This window comes from Allobosea sp. (assembly GCF_017308015.1).
Classification (GTDB): Bacteria; Pseudomonadota; Alphaproteobacteria; order Rhizobiales; family Beijerinckiaceae; genus Allobosea.
The window spans coordinates 18,509-36,682 of the sequence record NZ_JAFKFW010000005.1 but is presented as its reverse complement, the minus strand read 5'-3'; the positions used below and the strand labels follow the sequence as shown (position 1 = coordinate 36,682).

18 protein-coding genes and 1 pseudogene are annotated in these 18,174 nt (G+C 66.1%); 15 read left to right on the top strand and 4 right to left on the bottom strand.

Annotation, left to right across the window (positions count from 1 at the left end; translation table 11 throughout):
- Positions 1 to 50: 50 nt before the first annotated feature.
- The gene (locus tag J0I42_RS05760) at positions 51 to 1,250 is read right to left on the bottom strand and encodes an amidohydrolase family protein (RefSeq protein ID WP_291653669.1); all 1,200 of its coding nucleotides are present in this window, start codon (positions 1,248 to 1,250) and stop codon (positions 51 to 53) included.
- 154 nt (positions 1,251 to 1,404) lie between these two features.
- The gene (locus J0I42_RS05755; RefSeq protein WP_265056348.1) at positions 1,405 to 1,953 is read right to left on the bottom strand and encodes a cupin domain-containing protein; all 549 of its coding nucleotides are present in this window, start codon (positions 1,951 to 1,953) and stop codon (positions 1,405 to 1,407) included.
- A 140-nt stretch (positions 1,954 to 2,093) separates the two neighbouring features.
- Between J0I42_RS05755 and aptA the strand changes: the two genes are divergently transcribed.
- The 4 genes from aptA to J0I42_RS05735 all read left to right on the top strand — a co-directional run bounded on the left by aptA (position 2,094) and on the right by J0I42_RS05735 (position 6,061).
- Positions 2,094 to 3,443 (top strand): omega-aminotransferase AptA, encoded by a 1,350-nt coding sequence (gene aptA, locus J0I42_RS05750; RefSeq protein WP_291653665.1) that lies wholly within the window; start codon positions 2,094 to 2,096, stop codon positions 3,441 to 3,443.
- A 234-nt stretch (positions 3,444 to 3,677) separates the two neighbouring features.
- Positions 3,678 to 5,003 carry an aspartate aminotransferase family protein gene (locus tag J0I42_RS05745; protein ID WP_291653663.1) on the top strand — a complete coding sequence of 442 codons (1,326 nt, stop codon included), beginning with the start codon at positions 3,678 to 3,680 and terminating at the stop codon, positions 5,001 to 5,003.
- Positions 5,004 to 5,129: 126 nt separating this feature from the next.
- Positions 5,130 to 5,675 carry a carboxymuconolactone decarboxylase family protein gene (locus J0I42_RS05740; protein WP_291653661.1) on the top strand — a complete coding sequence of 182 codons (546 nt, stop codon included), beginning with the start codon at positions 5,130 to 5,132 and terminating at the stop codon, positions 5,673 to 5,675.
- 86 nt (positions 5,676 to 5,761) lie between these two features.
- The gene (locus J0I42_RS05735; protein ID WP_291653659.1) at positions 5,762 to 6,061 is read left to right on the top strand and encodes an alkylphosphonate utilization protein; all 300 of its coding nucleotides are present in this window, start codon (positions 5,762 to 5,764) and stop codon (positions 6,059 to 6,061) included.
- 14 nt (positions 6,062 to 6,075) lie between these two features.
- On the opposite strand, the gene J0I42_RS05730 is transcribed toward J0I42_RS05735, so the two are convergent.
- Positions 6,076 to 6,480 (bottom strand): AtzH-like domain-containing protein, encoded by a 405-nt coding sequence (locus J0I42_RS05730; RefSeq protein WP_291653658.1) that lies wholly within the window; start codon positions 6,478 to 6,480, stop codon positions 6,076 to 6,078.
- Positions 6,481 to 6,733: 253 nt separating this feature from the next.
- Between J0I42_RS05730 and J0I42_RS05725 the strand changes: the two genes are divergently transcribed.
- The 3 genes from J0I42_RS05725 (at position 6,734) to J0I42_RS05715 (ending at position 8,382) form a co-directional block, all read left to right on the top strand.
- Positions 6,734 to 7,432: an RNA polymerase sigma factor gene (locus J0I42_RS05725; protein ID WP_291653656.1), complete on the top strand. Its 699-nt coding sequence runs from the start codon at positions 6,734 to 6,736 to the stop codon at positions 7,430 to 7,432.
- Positions 7,433 to 7,526: 94 nt separating this feature from the next.
- Positions 7,527 to 8,051, top strand: coding sequence for a DUF4142 domain-containing protein (locus J0I42_RS05720; RefSeq protein ID WP_291653653.1), 525 nt, complete (start codon positions 7,527 to 7,529; stop codon positions 8,049 to 8,051).
- Positions 8,052 to 8,061: 10 nt separating this feature from the next.
- Positions 8,062 to 8,382, top strand: coding sequence for a cupredoxin domain-containing protein (locus J0I42_RS05715; protein ID WP_291653651.1), 321 nt, complete (start codon positions 8,062 to 8,064; stop codon positions 8,380 to 8,382).
- Between the two features lie 13 nt (positions 8,383 to 8,395).
- Here J0I42_RS05715 and J0I42_RS05710 read toward each other — a convergent pair whose 3' ends face one another.
- Entirely contained in the window at positions 8,396 to 8,947 is a 552-nt protein-coding gene (locus J0I42_RS05710; RefSeq protein WP_291653649.1) for a phosphatase domain-containing protein, read from the bottom strand.
- 263 nt (positions 8,948 to 9,210) lie between these two features.
- Between J0I42_RS05710 and J0I42_RS05705 the strand changes: the two genes are divergently transcribed.
- The 8 genes and pseudogenes from J0I42_RS05705 to J0I42_RS24090 all read left to right on the top strand — a co-directional run.
- Positions 9,211 to 9,426, top strand: coding sequence for a hypothetical protein (locus J0I42_RS05705; protein WP_291653647.1), 216 nt, complete (start codon positions 9,211 to 9,213; stop codon positions 9,424 to 9,426).
- A gap of 117 nt (positions 9,427 to 9,543) precedes the next feature.
- Positions 9,544 to 10,521, top strand: a complete 978-nt coding sequence (pip, locus tag J0I42_RS05700; RefSeq protein WP_291653645.1) for a prolyl aminopeptidase — start codon at positions 9,544 to 9,546, stop codon at positions 10,519 to 10,521.
- Positions 10,522 to 10,531: 10 nt separating this feature from the next.
- Entirely contained in the window at positions 10,532 to 12,346 is a 1,815-nt protein-coding gene (locus J0I42_RS05695) for a S9 family peptidase (RefSeq protein ID WP_291653644.1), read from the top strand.
- 78 nt (positions 12,347 to 12,424) lie between these two features.
- Positions 12,425 to 13,852, top strand: a complete 1,428-nt coding sequence (locus J0I42_RS05690) for a M20 family metallopeptidase (RefSeq protein WP_291653642.1) — start codon at positions 12,425 to 12,427, stop codon at positions 13,850 to 13,852.
- 89 nt (positions 13,853 to 13,941) lie between these two features.
- On the top strand, positions 13,942 to 15,579 hold the full coding sequence (locus tag J0I42_RS05685; protein WP_291653640.1) for an ABC transporter substrate-binding protein: 1,638 nt from the start codon (positions 13,942 to 13,944) through the stop codon (positions 15,577 to 15,579).
- Positions 15,580 to 15,589: 10 nt separating this feature from the next.
- Complete coding sequence (locus J0I42_RS05680; RefSeq protein ID WP_291653638.1) at positions 15,590 to 16,660, top strand: ABC transporter permease; 1,071 nt, start codon at positions 15,590 to 15,592, stop codon at positions 16,658 to 16,660.
- A 9-nt stretch (positions 16,661 to 16,669) separates the two neighbouring features.
- On the top strand, positions 16,670 to 17,596 hold the full coding sequence (locus J0I42_RS05675) for an ABC transporter permease (protein ID WP_291653636.1): 927 nt from the start codon (positions 16,670 to 16,672) through the stop codon (positions 17,594 to 17,596).
- Positions 17,597 to 17,666: 70 nt separating this feature from the next.
- Positions 17,667 to 18,125 (top strand): annotated as a pseudogene (locus J0I42_RS24090) (ATP-binding cassette domain-containing protein); the annotation flags it as partial.
- Positions 18,126 to 18,174 lie beyond the last annotated feature (49 nt).

Genomic DNA, 18,174 nt, shown 5'->3' with positions numbered 1-18,174 from the left:
GGCGCGAGACTTTATATCTCGAGCCGCTGCTCGTGATGCGGATGGCTTCGTCAGGCGATCGGCTGGGCAAGTTCGCCGTGGCGGGCAACGATCTTGCCGCGCTTGACGACCGTGCGGTCGCCCGGACGTTCGACGATGGCCTCGCACAGGGTTTCGCCAGGCAGGATCACGAGATCGGCCGTGCAACCGATATCGAGGCCATAATCCGCTATGCCCATCACCTTGGCGCCCTGATAGGTGCAGACGTCGAGCGCCAGCTCCATCTCTTCGTCGCGACGGAAATTATTACGCAGGCCGACGAGAGTCGCCCGCTCCAGCATGTCGCCCATGCCATAGGGGTTCCAGCTGTCGCGCACGCCATCCGAGCCGCCGGCGATGACGACGCCCGCCTTGAGGCAGGCCGTGACCGACGGGGCCGGCGAGGCGGCGGGCGCAGTGGTGACCAGCGCAATGCGCTCCGCCGCCAACTCATCGATGAGGCGGCGGGCATGGTCGACATCGGGCATCCCCAGACAGAAGGCGTGGCTGATCGCGACCTTGCCCTGCATCCCGAGCGCGCGCACGCGCTCCAGGGTCAGCTCCATCGAGAAGGCGCCCATCTCGCCGCGCTCGTGCAGGTGGATGTCGAGCGGGCGGCCGTATTTCTGGGCAAGGCCGAAGATCGCATCGAGATGGCCCTTCGGGTCGCGGTCGACCGCACAGGGATCGAGGCCGCCGACGACCTCCGCGCCCATCGCCATCGCCCGGTCGACCAGGTCGAGCGTGCCCGGCCGGATCAGCAGCCCGGATTGCGCGAAGGCGACGATCTCGACGTCGATCACGTTCTTGAGGCGCTCGCGCATGGCCATGACGCCCTCGATGCCGGCAAGCCCGGTTTCGGTGTCGACATCGACATGGCTGCGGATATGGGTGGTGCCCATCCTGACCATCTGGGCGACCAGCCGGCCCGACTGGCGGTCAGCATCGATGCCGAGCTCGCGGCGGTTGCGACGCTCGGTCTCGATCTTGTCGATCAGGGTGGGGCCGGCAGTATGGCGCTGCCAGCCCATGCCCCAGAAGCTTTTGTCGAGATGGGTGTGGGCCTCGACGAGACCGGGGATCAATAATCGGCCACCGGCATCGAAGGTGACTTCGGCTCCGGCCCCGGCGGCGCCGGGACCGATTGCCGCGATGCGCCCGTCACGCACCAGCACGTCTGTCGCTGTGCCGCCGGCCGGGCGGACGTTCCGGATCAAGAGGGTATCGGACATGAGGCATCTCCTTCTTCCAGACCGGCACATGCCGGCTTCCCGACGTCCGGGCGGCTTGGCCCGTAAAATCCTCGGATCATCATTATGCAGAAACTGAACGATGTTCGGCCTTGGCGTGCTCCCAGCCAGCCCAGTGGCTGGCCTGCGTCAAAAGCTAGAATGTCGGCGGCGTGCAGGCGCTGACCATCTCGCAGGGAACCGGGCCGACGCAGCGGAAACGGTGTGGACGGTTGCTCTCGAAATAATAGGCGTCGCCGGGGCCGAGGATGCGGCGCTCCTCCCCGACGGTGAGCTCCATGCGGCCGCTGATGACGACGCCGCCTTCCTCGCCCTCATGGGTCAGCATCACGCGGCCGGTATCAGCGCCGGGCTCGTAGCGTTCCTTGATGATCTGGAGTGCCCGGCCGAACAGGTTCTCGCCGACCTGGCGGAAGGAGATGCCGCCCTTGCCGATCTCGACCAGTTCCTCGGCCTGATAGAACACCTGCCGCGGCTTCTCCGGCTCGAAGGCGAAGAATTCCGAGAGGCTGATCGGAAGGCCGTCGAGGATGCGCTTGAGCACGCCGACCGAGGGGTTCACCTCATTCGCCTCGATCAACGAGATCGAGGAATTGGTCACGCCGGCCTGTTTGGCGAGCGCGCGCTGCGACAGGCCGCGCTGCATCCGGACATATCTGAGCCGGGCTCCAACATCGATATTCATCGCGGGCCTGTTCCTGCTGTTCTCGATCCTCAACGATATTCAGATCGGTTCAAGTTTTTCAAGGAATTAGGTTTACCTTGAAACAGACTTGTTGCGATGACGAAAACATGAGCACTGACGGGCCACAAAGGGAGGCCGTCATGACCGTCAACACCAAGCCGTCCACGCTGCAGAACGCCCGTTCGCTCGATGCCTTCTGGATGCCGTTCACCGCGAACCGGCAGTTCAAGCAGGCGCCGCGCCTGCTCGCCAGCGCCAGCGGCATGCACTACGCCACCGAGGATGGCCGGAAGGTCATGGACGGCACGGCGGGTCTGTGGTGCTGCAATGCCGGCCATGGCCGCCGGCAGATCAGCGAGGCCGTCTCGCACCAGATCGCCGAGCTCGATTTCGCGCCGGCCTTCCAGATGGGCCACCCCATCGTGTTCGATTTCGCCGAGCGGCTCGCCGCCATCGCGCCGGGCGAGGGCGCGCATAAGCTCGACCGCGTGTTCTTCACCGGCTCGGGTTCGGAATCGGTCGACACCGCGCTCAAGATCGCGGTCGCCTATCAGCGCGCCATCGGCCAGGGCACGCGGACCCGCCTGATCGGGCGCGAGCGCGGCTATCACGGCGTCGGCTTCGGCGGCATCTCGGTCGGTGGCCTCGTCAATAACCGCCGCGTCTTCCCGCAGCTGCCGGGCGCCGACCATCTGCGCCACACGCATGATCCCGCCCGCAACGCCTTCACCCGCGGCCTGCCCGAGCATGGCGCCGAGCTTGCCGACGATCTCGAGCGGCTGGTTGCTTTGCATGGCGCGGAGACGATCGCGGCCGTCATCGTCGAACCGATGGCCGGCTCCACCGGCGTGCTGCTGCCGCCGAAGGGCTATCTGCAGCGCCTGCGCGAGATCGCGACGAAGCACGGCATCCTGCTGATCTTCGACGAGGTCATCACCGGGTTCGGCCGTCTCGGCACGCCTTTCGCCGCCGATTATTTCGGGGTGATGCCGGACCTGATGACCACCGCCAAGGGCCTGACCAACGGCGCGGTGCCGATGGGCGCGGTCTTCGCCAGCCGCAAGGTGCATGACGGTCTGATGCACGGGCCGGAGGGCATGATCGAGCTCTTCCACGGCTATACCTATTCCGGCCATCCGGTCGCCTGCGCGGCGGGCCTCGCCACGCTCGACATCTATGCGTCCGAGGGGCTGCTGACGCGGGCGGCGACGCTGGCGCAGGCCTGGGAGAACGCGATGCATTCGCTGCGCGATGCCCCGCATGTCGTCGACATTCGCAATCTCGGCCTCGTCGCCGGCATCGAGCTCGCCTCGCGCGACGGTGCGGTTGGCGCCCGCGCCTATGAGGTCTTCGTCGACTGCTTCGAGAAGGGGCTGCTGATCCGCGTGACCGGCGACATCATCGCGCTGTCGCCGCCGCTTATCGTTGAGGAGGACCAGATCGGCGAGATGGTCGAGACGCTGCGCGGTGCGCTGAAGCGCGTGGCCTGAGCGTTTCGCGCGCAGTCCCTCCGTCCTGGCGAGGATGGAGGGCCGTCATGTTCGGGTGAGCGCTTCGAGGCGGGGACGCAGGCCGTTGCGGTGCCGAGGGCGCTGTCGCTTGTGTCCTGATCGGTTCGTCGCCTACCGTGCCGCCCGGACCGTCGAGGCGGGCATGTTCCCGGCGAAGCGGGTGATGGGGCTGGCCGCCGTGACAGCCTGCCTGCGCCAATCCGGGAAGCCGAGATGACCAGAATTCTCCATCGCTCGATCGGCGGCCGCTTGCCACAAGCCGTCGCAGGGCAGGGCGTCTATATCACCGATGCGGACGGGCGCAGCTATATCGACGGTTCGGGCGGCGCCGCCGTCTCCTGCCTCGGTCATGGGCACCCGGAGGTGATGGCCGCGATGCGCGCGCAGATGGACCGCATCGCCTACGCCCACACCTCCTTCTTCACCACCGATGTCGCCGAGGAACTGGCCGAGCGGCTGGTCGGTCTTGCCCCGGAGGGGCTCGACTACGTCTATCTCGTCTCCGGCGGTTCCGAGGCCGTCGAGGCAGCCATGAAGATGGCGCGGCAATATTTCGTCGAGATCGGCCAGCCGCAACGCCGCCATTTCATCGCGCGCCGGCAGAGCTATCACGGCAATACGCTGGGGGCACTGGCCGCCGGCGGGAATGCCTGGCGGCGGGCGCAGTTCCAGCCGATCCTGCCCGAGACCCACCATGTCTCGCCCTGTTACGCCTATCGCGACCGGACGGACGGCGAAGCTCCTGAGGCCTATGCCGCCCGGCTCGCCGATGAGCTCGAGGCCAAGATATTGGAGCTCGGCGGGGACGAGGTCATCGCCTTCATCGCCGAGCCAGTGGTTGGCGCGACGCTCGGCGCCGCCGGCCCGGTCGCGGACTATTTCGCCCGCATCCGGCGTGTCTGCGACACGTACGGCGTGCTGCTGATCCTCGACGAGGTAATGTGCGGCATGGGTCGTACCGGCACCCTGTTCGCCTGCGAGCAGGAGGGAATTGCGCCCGATCTTCTCACCATCGCCAAGGGGCTCGGCGGCGGCTACCAGCCGATTGGCGCCGTGCTGCTCTCCGACAGGATCTATCGCTCCTTCGCGGAAGGCTCCGGCCTGTTCCAGCATGGTCATACCTATATCTGCCATCCGGTGGCTGCTGCGGCGGCGAACAAGGTCGTCGAACTGATCTCGCGTCCGGAGATGTTGGCGAATGTGCGATCGATGGGCGAGCGCCTTCAGGCAGGGCTCGACGCGGGGCTCGGGCAGCACCCCCATGTCGGCGATATCCGTGGGCGTGGCCTGTTCCGCGGCATCGAGATCGTGGCCGACAAGGAGAGCAAGACGCCCTTCGATCCCGCATTGAAGATCCATGCCCGGATCAAGAAGGAAGCGATGGCGCGGGGCCTTCTGAGCTACCCGATGGGCGGCACCATCGACGGACGTCATGGCGACCATGTGCTGCTGGCGCCACCCTATATCGTCACGCCGGAGGAGATCGACCTGATCGTGGAGCGGATCGGCGGCGCGATCGACGCGGCGGTCCGGGGCTGACGGCAGGGATGTCGATCCGCATCTTCGAAACCACCGCATGATTGCAGCCGGCCTTGGCAAGATCCGACATTCCGGCATGGTTCTCCGCGCCAGATATCGACCCCTTCGACCATCATGAGACACCAGATGACGACCTCTCCCTGCCCGCCGATCAGCGATGCCGACTGGCCCGAGGCCATCGCCGAGATGAGGGCCGGCTTTGCCGGTGCGCTCAATGTCTACCGGACGATGGCGCACCACCCGGCGTTGCTGAAGGCATGGGCGCCTTTGCGACAGCATGTTGTCAAGGACAGCGCGCTCGGGCCGGTGCGTTCGGAAGTGGTGATCCTGCGCGCCGCGCATCGCATGGGCTCGCCCTATGAATGGGAGCATCATGTCAGCCGGGCGCGGGGGCTCGGCATGAGCGATGCCCGCATCGCCGCACTGCGCGGTGATCCGGAGGGCGAGGACGGCCTGATCGTGCGGGCCGTCGATGCGCTCTTCGACGACAAGCGCCTGTCGCCCGCGCAGGAGGCCGAGCTCGCTGCTGCGATCGGGCGCGAGGCGGTGTTCGACCTGATGGCGACGGTCGGGTTCTACTCGGTGCTCGGCTATATGCTGATGACCTACGAGACGCCGATCGACGCTGGCATCGCAATCGAAATGGCCGAACGGCCGTTGGGTACGGTGTAGCGACCGATTTGGCGAAATTGCCGGGCATCGTGTAACCCCGCCGGATCGGGCCGATGGCGAGCGCCCGGCCGCAAGACGGGAAAGACATGTCCGACGACGATTACATCTATGACGAGGCCACCGGGGAATGGCGCCCGGCCTCGGAAGTGAAGCAGGCTGCGGCCGCCGCCGTGCCGATGGTGCGCGACGCCGCCGGAAACGTGCTCGCCGACGGCGATTCTGTCGTGCTGGTCAAGGACCTCAAGGTGAAGGGCGCCAACCAGACCCTGAAGCAGGGTACCGTCATCCGCTCGATCCGCCTGACCGAGAATGTCGAGGAGATCGACTGCCGCCACGAGACGATCAGGGGGCTCGTGCTGCGGACGGAGTTCGTCCGCAAGCGCTGAGATCCGCGCCGCGCCTACCAGAGACGCGGCCCCTCCATCGTCGAGACATGGGCGGAGATCACCTTCCAACCCAGGCCGGGAAAGCGGACCCAGTTCTGGCTCTGCCGGCCGACCACATCGCGCCCGCGTACCTTGAACTCGAGATTCACGGTGGCGATGTCGCGTCCCAGCGTCAGGATCTCCAGCCGAAGCCGCTTCTCCTTGATCCCGGGGCCCGGCGGGCGCGCGACGCGGTGTGCGTGGATTTCGTGGAAGCCGTAGCCGTTCTCGTGCAGGGCGTAGCGGATCGTGTGCGGGCTGTTCCAGAACGAGGCGTCGAGGACATCGACATCCTTGTCGATCAGGGCTTGCTCGTAACGCTCGAACAGGGCGCCGATCTCGGCCACGACTTCCGGAATGTTGGGGGTCAAGTCGGTCATGATGCGGCCTCCATAGTCCGTGCGATGGAGATGATGCTGGCATGGCGGCGTTCGGCCTGTCGATCGGCCGGCGATCCGCAGCATTTTCGAGCGAAATGGGCACCGGTTCGCGTGAAGAAAATGCGATAGGACAGAAGCGGCTTCAGCAGGTTCGCCGGCGCCGCAATCGCCAGCCTGCCATAGCTTGTCCTGTCGCCAATCCTCGGGAACCTTTGACGGTCTGCGCCATCCGATGCGGGCAGGAGGACAGATCATGCCACCCATTCCGACCGTCGTGCGCGATGCAGGTTCCGCCTCGGCAGGCGATCTCGATCTCGCCCGCCGTGCGAGTGCAGGCGACCCGCAGGCTTTCCGCACGATCATGACGACGCATAACCAGGCGCTCTACCGCATCGCACGGGCCGTGATCCGCAACGACAGCGAGGCCGAGGACGTGGTGCAGGAGGCCTATGTCAGGGCCTTCAGCCATCTCGACAGCTTTCGCGGCGAGGCGACGCTTGCGACCTGGCTGTCGCGCATCACCCTCAACGAGGCGCTGGGCCGCCTGCGCCGCAAGAAGCGGGCGGACAAGGCATTGCGCGCCGAGGACCCGGGCGTTCCCGCGCAGATCATCCCCTTTCCCGGCAGCACCAGCGGCGACGATCCGGAGCGAATGATGGCGCAGCGGCAGATCCTGCAACTGGTCGAGCGCGCGACGGACAACCTCCCCGATGTCTATCGGGGTGTGTTCATGGCGCGGGTGATCGAGGGGCGCAGCGTCGAGGAAACTGCGGAGCTCCTCGGCATCCGGCCGGAGACGGTCAAGACCCGGCTGCATCGGGGGCGACTCCTCATCCGCAAGGAACTGGAGCAGCAGATCGGCCCGGTGCTGCTCGACGCTTTCCCCTTCGCGGGGCGGCGCTGCGAACGCCTGACCGCTGCCGTGATGCAGAGACTTGGGTTTTCCGGCTGAAATTGCGGGAACGTTTCGGCCACGCCGACATCCAATAAGCGTCGATGAAACAAAGCGTTCCGATCCGCTGCCGCGGCCGGAACAAGGAGGCGTCATGTCCGTTCGCAAGTATAGCTTCGCGCTTGTCCTGGCATTCCTGGGGTCAGCGGCCGTTGCGCAGGCCGCCGACAAACCGACCGACCCGCAGATCGCCCATATTGCCTATACGGCCGGGGCGATCGACGTCGCGGCGGCGAAGCAGGCCATCGCGAAATCACGGAACAAGGTGGTCGTGTCCTTCGCCAAGGACATGCTGCGCGACCATCAGGCCGTCAACAAGCAGGCGCTCGACCTCGTCGCCAAGCTGAAGGTCAAGCCGGAGGACAACGCGACGAGCCGGGCCCTGACCGATGCCGCCGGCAAGACCAGGGCGTCACTCGCCAAGCTGCGCGGCAAGGCCTTCGACAAGGCCTATGTCGCCAACGAGGTCGCCTTCCACCAGCAGGTGAACGGGGCACTGCAGTCCGTGCTGATCCCCTCCGCCAGCAATCCCGAGCTCAAGGGGCTGCTGGAGACCGGGCTCAAGATCTTCCAGGGGCATGAGCAGCATGCGGTGCATGTCGCTGCCGAGATGCACTGAGGGCGGGACGATGGACGCGACATGCGCTCTGTCGGCTGTCATGGTCGTGATGTTGGCCACGGCCGCCGTTCCCGCCCGGGCGGAAACCATTCAGGTGATGGTCGATAAGCTGGTCTTCGTGCCGGCGGAGGTCAACGCGAAGGTCGGCGACACCATCGAATGGGTCAACCGTGACATCCTCGCCCATACCGCCACAGTGAAGAGTGGTCCGGAGGTGATGATTCCCGCCAAGAAGACGGCCCGGCTGATGCTCCAGAAAGCGGAGGCGATCGACTATTACTGTCGCTTCCACCCGAACATGAAGGGGCGCATCACGGTCTCTGCCCCGTGACGGCCATGCTGGTTCAGGGTGTGCCTCGGGCGAACGCAGGCCGAAGCGCACTCTGTTCCTGCGCGGCCAGGAAGGCGGCCTGGGCCTCGGTCTCGACAGCGGCAGCATCATGCCCGCCACGGATCTGTGCGATGGCCTCGGCTGCCTTTGCTCCGTTCTCGACCAGCAGCAACGCGGCGACCGTTCCGGTGCGGCCGAGGCCAGCGCGGCAATGGATCGCCCAGCTCTCGCCCTCGCGGAGCCGGCGCGCCAGATCGAGCTTGCGCCAGCCGGCCATGAAGTCGGCATCGGGCACGCCGTAATCGGGAATCGGGAGATGGACCCATTCCAGCCCGGCTGCGTCGACGGCCATGGCGAAACCGCCCGGGAGTTCCTTCGTTTCCACGAGACTCAGCAGGCCGGTGGCATCCATATCCGCAAGCCGTGACAGGTCTTCCGTCAGGGCCGTCTGCGATGCAGCTTCATCGAGCGCATCCTGGCGCCGGCCGGGACAAGGCCCGAGCAGGAGTGCCCCGGCGAAGCCGGGCAGCACGAGGCGGGAAACGGAAGGGGCGGGTTTGTGCAAACAATCCTCCAGCGGGCGGAATGGTGGAGTATTCCACCTGTCGCGTCGTCTTCGCGCGCTATAGCGTCCGCGTTGCTCGACCATGCTTCGGTGCCGGCCAATGGACATGACGGTATGGCTGTGTACAGCCATACCGTCATGTGATCCACACGCGACCCTGCCGGCTCCGCGCCGGACGACGAGACCTTTGCCGCAGGCGCGTTCGAGCCGCCGGGGGCGTCGCCGCAGCGTGCATCTGCAAGGAGGCCCCGGGCTGCCGGGTTGTGAGTCTGGTGCTCTTCGGGATCGGCCTGCCCGGCGCACCGAACGTCGCGGCCGACAGGGCGGCTGCCGGAAGGGAGGTCGATTTCTTCTGCCGTTGCAAGCAGGAGTCTATGGCGATGCGTGCGCTGCTGGTCGCGGGGACAATTCGAAGCCTGTCGGCGTCCGATCTGTTCTTCTCAGGTCGCGCCCAGGGTCTGCAGGCCGGCGGAAACTAATCTATTCCGTATCATCATAACAATGCGCTCCAAATGCATTGGCCAGCAGTGCTTCGGGCGTGCCATCCTGCCCGCATCAAGGGAGCGTCACGACGCTCCGGTTCGACGGAGCCCGGCGTGCCAGACGACTACAGCGCCCTTTACGAGGCGGTTGAGCCCTATCAGTCCCTGCGCCTGCCGGTCGGCGACGGCCATGAACTCCATGTCGAGCTCAGCGGTAACCCGAACGGCATTCCCGTCGTCTTTCTGCATGGCGGTCCCGGCGGCGGCACCAAGCCGGCCCAGCGCAAGACTTTCGACCCGTCCGCCTTCCGGATCGTGACTTTCGACCAGCGCGGTGCGGGGCGCTCCACCCCCTCGGCGGAACTCACCGGCAACACCACGCAGGCGCTGATCGCCGATCTCGAACGCATCAGAGAGCATCTCGGCATCGAGCGTTGGCTCGTCACAGGCGGCTCCTGGGGGAGTTGCCTCGGTCTGGCCTATGGACAGGCCCACCCCGAGCGCTGCCTCGGCTTCCGCCTGCACGGCATCTTCATGGCCGAAAGTGCCGAGATCGACTGGTGGTTCCACGGCTCGCGCACGATCTTCCCGGACCATTGGGAGACCTTCGCCAATTTCGTGCCGGAGGCGGAACGCGGCGACCTGCTCGGCGCTTACTACCGTCGCCTCACCGGGCCCGATCGCGAGCAGCAGATCGCGGCTGCTGTCGCCCTGCGCAGCTTCTCGGGGAAAACCCAGACCTTCCTGCCCGATGCCGAGCATGTCGCGGCCTTGACCGAACCTGAGGCCGCGCTCGCGCTGGCTCGCATCTTCACGCATTACTGCGTCAACGGCGCCTTCCTCCAGCCGGGCCAGTTGGTGCGCGACGTCTCGCGTATCCGCCACCTGCCGGCCGAGATCGTGCAGGGGCGCTACGATATCGTGACCCCGATGTGCACCGCCTGGCGCCTGAAGACCGCCTGGCCCGAGGCGCGCTTCACCATCGTGACCGAGGCCAATCACGCGGCGACGCCGAATGCGCCGGCCCTGTCGCTGGCACTGCGCGATGCTACCGACCGCCTGCGCGACTCGATGCCGGCCCTCGCGGCCTGAAGGAATGACCATGTACGAAGCCGCCAGTCAGATCCGTCTGGGTATCGAGCCCTATCTCGAAATCCGCAGCGCCAAGAGCCCGGCGGTGGCGCCGGATGGCGAACTTCTCGCCTATCTCAGCGACGAGAGCGGCACGCACCAGATCTGGCTCCGGCCGCTCGCCGGCGGGGCGCCCTGGCGCCTGACCGACATGCCGGAGCCTGTCGGCGCGATCGCCTTCAACCCGAAGAGCCGCGACCTGCTGTTCACGATGGATTGCGGCGGCGACGAACGCCACCAGCTCTGGCTCGTGCCGGGTGCCTCCGGCGTGCCGCAGCCGCTGACGGACGATCCGACCGTCGTGCATGTCTGGGGCTGCTGGGCGCCGGACGGACAGCGCATCGCCTTCGCTTCGAACGCGCGCGACCGCGAGCATATGGACATCTATGTGATGGACATGGCGACGCGGGCGGCGCGGCGCGTTTTCGAGGGCAACGGCTATCGCGAGGCGGTGGCCTTCTTCCCCGACGGGCGTTCGTTGCTGGTTGCCGACGCCACGCATGCGATGAACGACCAGGACCTGTTCCGGCTCGATCTCGAAAGCGGGGCGCGCGAGGCCCTGCTGCCGCACGAGGGCCGTGCCCGCTATGCCGCGAACCGGATGAAGAAGGACGGCAGCGGCTTCTTCACCATCACCGATCAGGGCCGGGAGTTTCTCAGCGTCGCCTTTCGTTCAGCCGCGGACGGTGCGCTGAGCTGGATCGTCGAGCGCGAGGGGCAGGATATCGAGGCGGTAGCTCTGGCGCCGGACCAGAAACGCCTGGCCTATGTCGCGAATGATCGCGGCTGGAACCGCATCTTCGTGCGCGAGATCGCTGACGGAGCGGAATTCGAGGTCCAAGGCTTTCCGGCCGGCTCGGTCGGCTCCGTCGCCTGGCTGCCGGATGGTTCGGGCCTGGTCTTCCCCGTCGACGGCTCGACATCGTCGCCGGATATCTGGCGCTTCGACATCGCCTCGAAGCAGGTGAAGCGCCTGACCGACGCCTCGAAAGCCGGGCTCGATCAGGCCACCTTCGTCGAGCCGACGGTCGCGAGCACCAAAAGCTTCGACGGGCTCGAGGTGCCGTTCTTCGTCTATCGTCCGCGCGGCAAGGCGCCTGAGGGCGGCTATCCGGCCGTGGTCGTGGTGCATGGCGGGCCGGAGGCGCAATGGACCCCGATCTTCCGGGCCGACCTGCAGTTCTTCCTGAGTCAGGGCATCATGGTGATCGCGCCGAATGTCCGCGGCTCGACCGGCTATGGCCGCAGCTACCACCATCTCGACGACAAGCATCTGCGCATGGACAGCGTCGCCGATCTCAAGGCGGTCAGGCTCTGGCTGCGCGAGCAATCCGACGTGAATGACGACCGCGTCGCGGTCTATGGGCGCTCCTATGGCGGCTTCATGGTGCTGGCGGCGCTCACCGAGCAGCCGGAGCTGTGGAAGGTCGGGATCGAGTTCTACGGCATTGCCAATTTCCTGACGCTGCTGGAGACGACCGGGCCGTGGCGGCGTTATCTGCGCGCGGTCGAATATGGCGATCCGGTCGCGGACCGCGAAAACCTGATCCGCTTCTCGCCGATCCACAAGCTCGACCAGATCCGCGTGCCGCTGTTCGTCGCGCAGGGTTTCGACGATCCCCGCGTGCCGCCGGGCGAGAGCGAGATGGTCTATTCGGTGTTGCGCGGACTCGGCCGCCCGGTCGAGTATGTGCGCATCCCGCATGAGGGCCATGGCTTCGCCCGCATCGAGAACCGGCGCACCGTCTTCGGCGGCGTGGCCCGTTTCCTGCGCGAGCATCTGTAGATCTTTGTTTTATCGCATTTTCTTCACGCGAAACGGTACTCACTTCGCTTGAAAGTGCTCTGGAAGGGATAACCAGCCATGCAGAATTCCGATATCGTCTGGGAGCTGGTCGATGCCAAGCGGCAGCCTTTCGAAGCGCTGAGCGACCGCGTCTGGGGCATGCCCGAGATCGCCTATACCGAGTATCGCTCGGTCGGCGAGCATATCGCGATGCTCAAGGAGCAGGGCTTCCGCATCACCGAGAACGTCGCGGGCATCCCGACCGCGGTGATGGGCGAGGCGGGCGAAGGCGGTCCGGTCATCGCCATCCTCGGTGAATATGACGCACTGCCCGGCCTAAGCCAGGAGGCCAATATCGCCGAGCCGAAGCCGGTCGAGGCCGGCGGCCACGGTCATGGCTGCGGCCACAACATGCTGGGCTCGGCCGCGCTGCTGGCGGCGACTGCGGTGAAGGATTGGCTCGCGAAGACCGGCCGCCCGGGGCGTGTGCGCTATTTCGGCTGTCCGGCGGAAGAGGGCGGCGCCGCCAAGGCCTTCATGGTGCGGGCCGGCGCCTTCGACGATGTCGATGTCGCGATATCCTGGCATCCGGCCTCGATGACCAAGGTCGACGACGCCATGTCGCTGGCCAATACCCGGATGGATTTCCAGTTCACCGGCCGCGCCTCGCATGCGGCGGCGGCCCCGCATCTCGGCCGCTCGGCGCTCGATGCGGTCGAACTGATGAATGTCGGCGTGAACTACATGCGCGAGCATGCGCCATCCGACGCGCGCATCCATTATGCCTATCTCGACGCCGGCGGCATCGCGCCGAACGTCGTTCAGGCCTCCGCCAAGGTGCGCTATGCCATCCGGGCGCGCGACCTCGCCGGAATGCTGGAACTCAACGAGCGCGTGAAGAAGATCGCCGAGGGCGCCGCGTTGATGACCGAGACCACGGTCTCGATCTCGATCATGAGTGCAGTCTCCAACATGCTCGGCAACACACCGCTGGAAGACGCGATGTTCAGGAACATCGAGCGGCTCGGTCCCGTGCCCTTCGATGCGGCCGACAAGGCTTATGCGGCCAAGATCCAGGCGACGCTCGGTCCGGCCGACATCCTCAACGACTATCGCAAGACCGGCATCGCCCCGCGGGAGAATACGCCGCTTTGCGACTTCGTCGTGCCGCAGGGCACACGCGGCGTGCCGATGATCGGCTCGACGGATGTCGCCGACGTGAGCTGGAAGGTGCCGACCATCCAGGCCAGGGTCGCGACCCATGCGATCGGCACGCCCGGCCATTCCTGGCAGATCACGGCGCAGGGCAAGGCTCCCGCCGCCCACAAGGGCATGGTCCATGCCGCCAAGATCATGGCTGCGACGGCGGTCGACGTGATCAGCGACGAGACGCTGCTGGCGCGCGCGAAGAAGGACCATCAGGAGCGGGTGACGCAGACGCCGTATGTCTGCCCGATCCCGGCCGATGTGAAGCCGCCGATCAAGCCGCGGCCCCAGGCCGCCTGAACATCTCCGCCAGGAGCAGCATTAGCGGTTGCTCCCGGCGGCCGACGCGTTTTCAATCAAACAACAAACCAGAGAGCGGGACAGAGATCATGGCCAACCAGAACCACGAGACCGGAACCAAGCGACGCCTCGCCGGTGGCAAGCTCCTTTCGGCGGTTGCGGCTGCAGCCCTTTGCGCGGGGGCGGGAGCTGCCGTCGCGGCCACGCCGAAGAACGCGCTGGTGATGGCCTGGAACATCGACGCGATCAGCACCTTCGATCCCGCCCAGGTCGGCGAGGTCGTCACCAACGAAATCCTGCAGAATACCTGCGACACGCTGGTCGATTTCGATCCGGCCGACGAGCGCAAGGTCGTGCCGAGCCTCGCCGCGCGCTGGGAGGTCTCGCCGGACCGCAAGGAGATCACCTTCCACCTGCAGAAGGGCGCGAAGTTCCCGTCCGGCAATCCTGTCACGGCGGAAGACGTCGCCTGGTCGCTGCACCGCGTGGTCAAGCTGAACTTCGGTAATGCCGCGACGCTGACCGAGTACGGCTTCACCAAGGACAATGTCGAGCAGACCATCGTCGCCGGCAGCGGCGACACGCTCACCCTCAAGCTCGACAAGACCTATCCGACGACGCTGGTCCTGCAAGCGATCGCCGCCAACCGGGTCTCCATGGTCATGGACAAGAAGACCTTGATGGCGAACGAGCAGGGCAGCGATCTCGGCAACAAGTATCTCGCGACCCGCACGGCCTGCGTCGGCCCCTACAAGCTGACGCGCTGGAACGCCGGCGAGTCGATCGTGCTGGAAGCTAACGACAACTACTGGGGCAAGGCGCCGGCGCTGAAGCGCGTGCTGATCCGCCATGTCGCCGAGCCCGGTACCCAGCGCCTGCTGCTCAGCCAGGGCGATGTCGACGTGGCGCGCGACCTGACCCCCGAGGACCTGCGGGACCTCGAAGGCTCGAAGGACATCGCGATCGAGAAGGTCCTGCGCCCGCAATTGTTCTACTGGGGCTTCAACGTCGCGGACGGTCCGTTCTCCAAGGAGAAGGTGCGCCTCGCGATGCGCTACCTCATCGACTATGACGGCCTCGGCAAGACGGTGATGACCCATCTTGGCGTGCCGCGGGCCAGCTTCGCCCAGCTCGGCGCGGTCGGTGCCTTGGACGAGAAGGAGGGGCAGCCTTTCAAGCTCGATCTCGACAAGGCCAAGCAGCTTCTGACGGAGGCCGGCTATCCCAACGGCTTCGAGGCGAGCGTGCTGTTCGGAACGCTGCCGCATGCGAACCCGATCGCCCAAAGCGTCCAGCAGAATGCGGCCAAGGTCGGCGTCAAGCTCTCGCTCGAGCGGATGGCCAATGCTCAGCTCTTCAGCAAGGTACGCGGGCGTGAGTATCAGTCGGCGATGCTGGCTTGGCAGACCGGCGTGCCGGATGCTCACGGCAATGCCTCGCGCCTCGTCTTCAACCCGGACAACCGGCTGGAAGCCAAGCAGACCCAGTATCCGAGCTGGCGCTCGGCCTATCAGGACCTCGAGCTGAACAAGCAGATCGACGCAGCCCTGCTCGAGCCCGATGCGGCCAAGCGCGACGCGCTCTACGCCACGATCCAGAAGGAAGTGATGGCCAAGGGGCCGATGGCCTTCATGTTCCAGATGAACAGCGTCGCCGGCGTGCGTAAGGACTTGAAGTCGTGGACCTGGAACGGCTTCCGGACCTATTACGAGCGCACCGCCAAGTAAGGTCATCTGAATGTCCCGGACCGCCACCGCGGCACCCGGCCAGAGCTCCGATCCAGGGCGGACCATCCTTCCGTCCTGGATCAAGGCCTCCGGTCGAACGCTAGCCTCCTTCGCCGTCACCCTGCTCGGGCTGGCGGCGTTGACCTTCTTCATCGGCCGCCTGCTGCCGCTCGATCCCGTCGTCGCCGTGCTCGGCGACAACGTGACCCAGGAAGCCTATCAGGCGATGTACAAGCAGCTCGGTCTCGACCAGCCGCTCTACGTCCAGTTCGGCCGCTATATCTGGGGCGTGCTGCATCTCGATTTCGGGATGGCGCTGACCACCGGCAAGCCGGTGATGGCGGATATCGCCCGCGTCTTTCCGGCGACGATCGAACTCGCCAGCGTGGCGATCGTGATCGGTACCAGCCTCGGTATTCCGCTCGGCGTGCTCTCGGCGATGTATCGCGGCTCCTGGCTCGACCAGATCGTCCGGGTCATCGGGCTGATCGGCTATTCCGCGCCGAATTTCTGGCTCGGCCTGATGGGGCTCGTGCTGTTCTACGCGACGCTGGGCTGGGTCGGCGGCCCGGGCCGCATCGACTTCACCTATGAGTTCGACCTCGAGCCCGTCACCGGCTTCCTGCTGATCGACAGCCTGCTCGCCGGCAACTGGGAGATGTTCGGCAATGCGGTGTCACATATCATTCTGCCGGCCTCGATCCTGGCCTTCAGCTCGCTTGCCTATATCAGCCGGATGACCCGCAGCTTCATGATGGAGCAGCTCGGGCAGGAATATGTGGTGACGGCGCGGGTGAAGGGCCTGTCGTGGGCGCGCACTGTATGGGGCCATGCCTTCCGCAACATCGCCGTGCAGGTGCTGACGGTGGTGGCGCTGTCCTATGCCTTTCTGCTCGAAGGCGCTGTGCTGACCGAGACCGTCTTCGCCTGGCCGGGCTTCGGCCGCTACCTGACCAATGCGCTGCTCGCAGGCGACATGAATGCTGTCGTCGGCTGCACGCTTCTGGTCGGCGTCATCTTCGTCACGCTCAACCTGTTGTGCGACCTGCTCTACCGGGTCTTCGACCCGCGGACCCGCTGAGGCATGGCCATGGCACCACAACCCATCGACCAGGCCGGCGGGCAGGGCCTCAAGGCCTGGCTCGCAGCACCCGTCCCATCCTCGCCCTTCCAGGCACGGATGCAGCAGTTGTCGCTGAAATGGTGGCGGCTGCGAGCCAATCCCGCCGCCATGTTCGGCCTCGCCATCATCGTGGTGATCGCGCTGACGGCGCTGTTCGCGCCGCTGGTCGCGACCCACGACATCTACGCGCAGGACCTGACGCAGCGGTTGCAGCGGCCTTCGGCCGCGCATTGGTTCGGCACCGACGAGCTCGGCCGCGACATTTTCAGCCGGCTGGTCTTCGGCGCGCGGATCACGCTCTACATAGCCATGCTGACGGCAGTGATCGCGGCGCCGCTCGGGCTGATCGTCGGCACCACCTCCGGCTATCTCGGCGGCTGGGTCGATACCGTGCTGATGCGCATCGTCGACATCTTCCTGGCCTTCCCGAGCCTGGTGCTGGCGCTCGCCTTCGTCGCGGCCCTGGGCCCCAGCATCGACCATGCGATCATCGCGATCGCGCTCGCCGCCTGGCCGCCGATCGCGCGGCTGGCGCGGGCCGAGACGCTGTCGATCCGCAAGTCCGACTACATTGCAGCGGTGCGCCTGCAGGGCGCATCGCCGCTCCGGATCATCCTCGGCCATGTCGTGCCGATGTGCATCCCCTCCGTCGTTGTGCGCATTACCCTCAGCATGGCGTCGATCATCCTGACCGCGGCGGGGCTTGGCTTCCTGGGCCTTGGCGCGCAACCGCCGAGCCCGGAATGGGGGGCGATGCTGGCCTCAGGTCGCGAGTTCATCCTGACCAATGGCTGGATCGCCGGGATTCCCGGCCTCGCCATCCTCGTCACCAGCCTGGCCTTCAACCTTTTCGGCGACGGCCTGCGCGACATCCTGGATCCGCGCCATGGATAAGCCGCTGCTCGAGGTCGAGGACCTCTCCGTCACCTTCAAGAGCGCGCATCGCACGGTGCAGGCGGTGCGCGGCATCTCGTTCAGCGTCGGCCGCGAGAAGGTCGGCATCGTCGGCGAATCCGGCTCCGGCAAGTCGCTGACCGGACGCACGATCCTGAAGCTGACGCCGAAGGCGGCGACGATCTCCGCCAAGAAGCTGTCCTTCGACGGGATCGACCTGCTCGCCGCCGGTGAACGGCAGATGCGGACGATCCGCGGTAACCGCATCTCGATGATCCTGCAGGACCCGAAATTCTCGCTCAATCCTCTGATGCGGGTCGGCGAGCAGATCACAGAGGCCTACCGGCTGCACCACAAGGTCGGCGGCAAGGAGGCCGAAGCCCGGGCGCTCGCCATGCTGGAGGCCGTAAAGATCCGCGATCCCGCCCGCGTTTTCAGGCTCTTCCCGCACGAGGTCTCGGGCGGCATGGGCCAGCGCATCATGATCGCGATGATGCTGATCCCGGAGCCCGACCTGATCATCGCGGACGAGCCGACTTCGGCGCTCGACGTCACGATCCGGCGCCAGGTTCTGAGCA

Excerpts from the sequence above, each read along its gene's own strand:
- J0I42_RS05755 (WP_265056348.1), bottom strand. The coding sequence starts at position 1,953 with ATGAATATCGATGTTGGAGCCCGGCTCAGATATGTCCGGATGCAGCGC.
- J0I42_RS05760 (WP_291653669.1), bottom strand. The coding sequence starts at position 1,250 with ATGTCCGATACCCTCTTGATCCGGAACGTCCGCCCGGCCGGCGGCACA.
- aptA (WP_291653665.1), top strand. The coding sequence starts at position 2,094 with ATGACCGTCAACACCAAGCCGTCCACGCTGCAGAACGCCCGTTCGCTC.
- J0I42_RS05685 (WP_291653640.1), top strand. The coding sequence starts at position 13,942 with ATGGCCAACCAGAACCACGAGACCGGAACCAAGCGACGCCTCGCCGGT.
- J0I42_RS05680 (WP_291653638.1), top strand. The coding sequence starts at position 15,590 with ATGTCCCGGACCGCCACCGCGGCACCCGGCCAGAGCTCCGATCCAGGG.
- J0I42_RS05730 (WP_291653658.1), bottom strand. The coding sequence starts at position 6,480 with ATGACCGACTTGACCCCCAACATTCCGGAAGTCGTGGCCGAGATCGGC.
- J0I42_RS05675 (WP_291653636.1), top strand. The coding sequence starts at position 16,670 with ATGGCACCACAACCCATCGACCAGGCCGGCGGGCAGGGCCTCAAGGCC.
- J0I42_RS05690 (WP_291653642.1), top strand. The coding sequence starts at position 12,425 with ATGCAGAATTCCGATATCGTCTGGGAGCTGGTCGATGCCAAGCGGCAG.
- J0I42_RS05715 (WP_291653651.1), top strand. The coding sequence starts at position 8,062 with ATGGACGCGACATGCGCTCTGTCGGCTGTCATGGTCGTGATGTTGGCC.
- J0I42_RS05735 (WP_291653659.1), top strand. The coding sequence starts at position 5,762 with ATGTCCGACGACGATTACATCTATGACGAGGCCACCGGGGAATGGCGC.
- J0I42_RS05740 (WP_291653661.1), top strand. The coding sequence starts at position 5,130 with ATGACGACCTCTCCCTGCCCGCCGATCAGCGATGCCGACTGGCCCGAG.
- J0I42_RS05695 (WP_291653644.1), top strand. The coding sequence starts at position 10,532 with ATGTACGAAGCCGCCAGTCAGATCCGTCTGGGTATCGAGCCCTATCTC.
- J0I42_RS05720 (WP_291653653.1), top strand. The coding sequence starts at position 7,527 with ATGTCCGTTCGCAAGTATAGCTTCGCGCTTGTCCTGGCATTCCTGGGG.
- J0I42_RS05725 (WP_291653656.1), top strand. The coding sequence starts at position 6,734 with ATGCCACCCATTCCGACCGTCGTGCGCGATGCAGGTTCCGCCTCGGCA.
- J0I42_RS05745 (WP_291653663.1), top strand. The coding sequence starts at position 3,678 with ATGACCAGAATTCTCCATCGCTCGATCGGCGGCCGCTTGCCACAAGCC.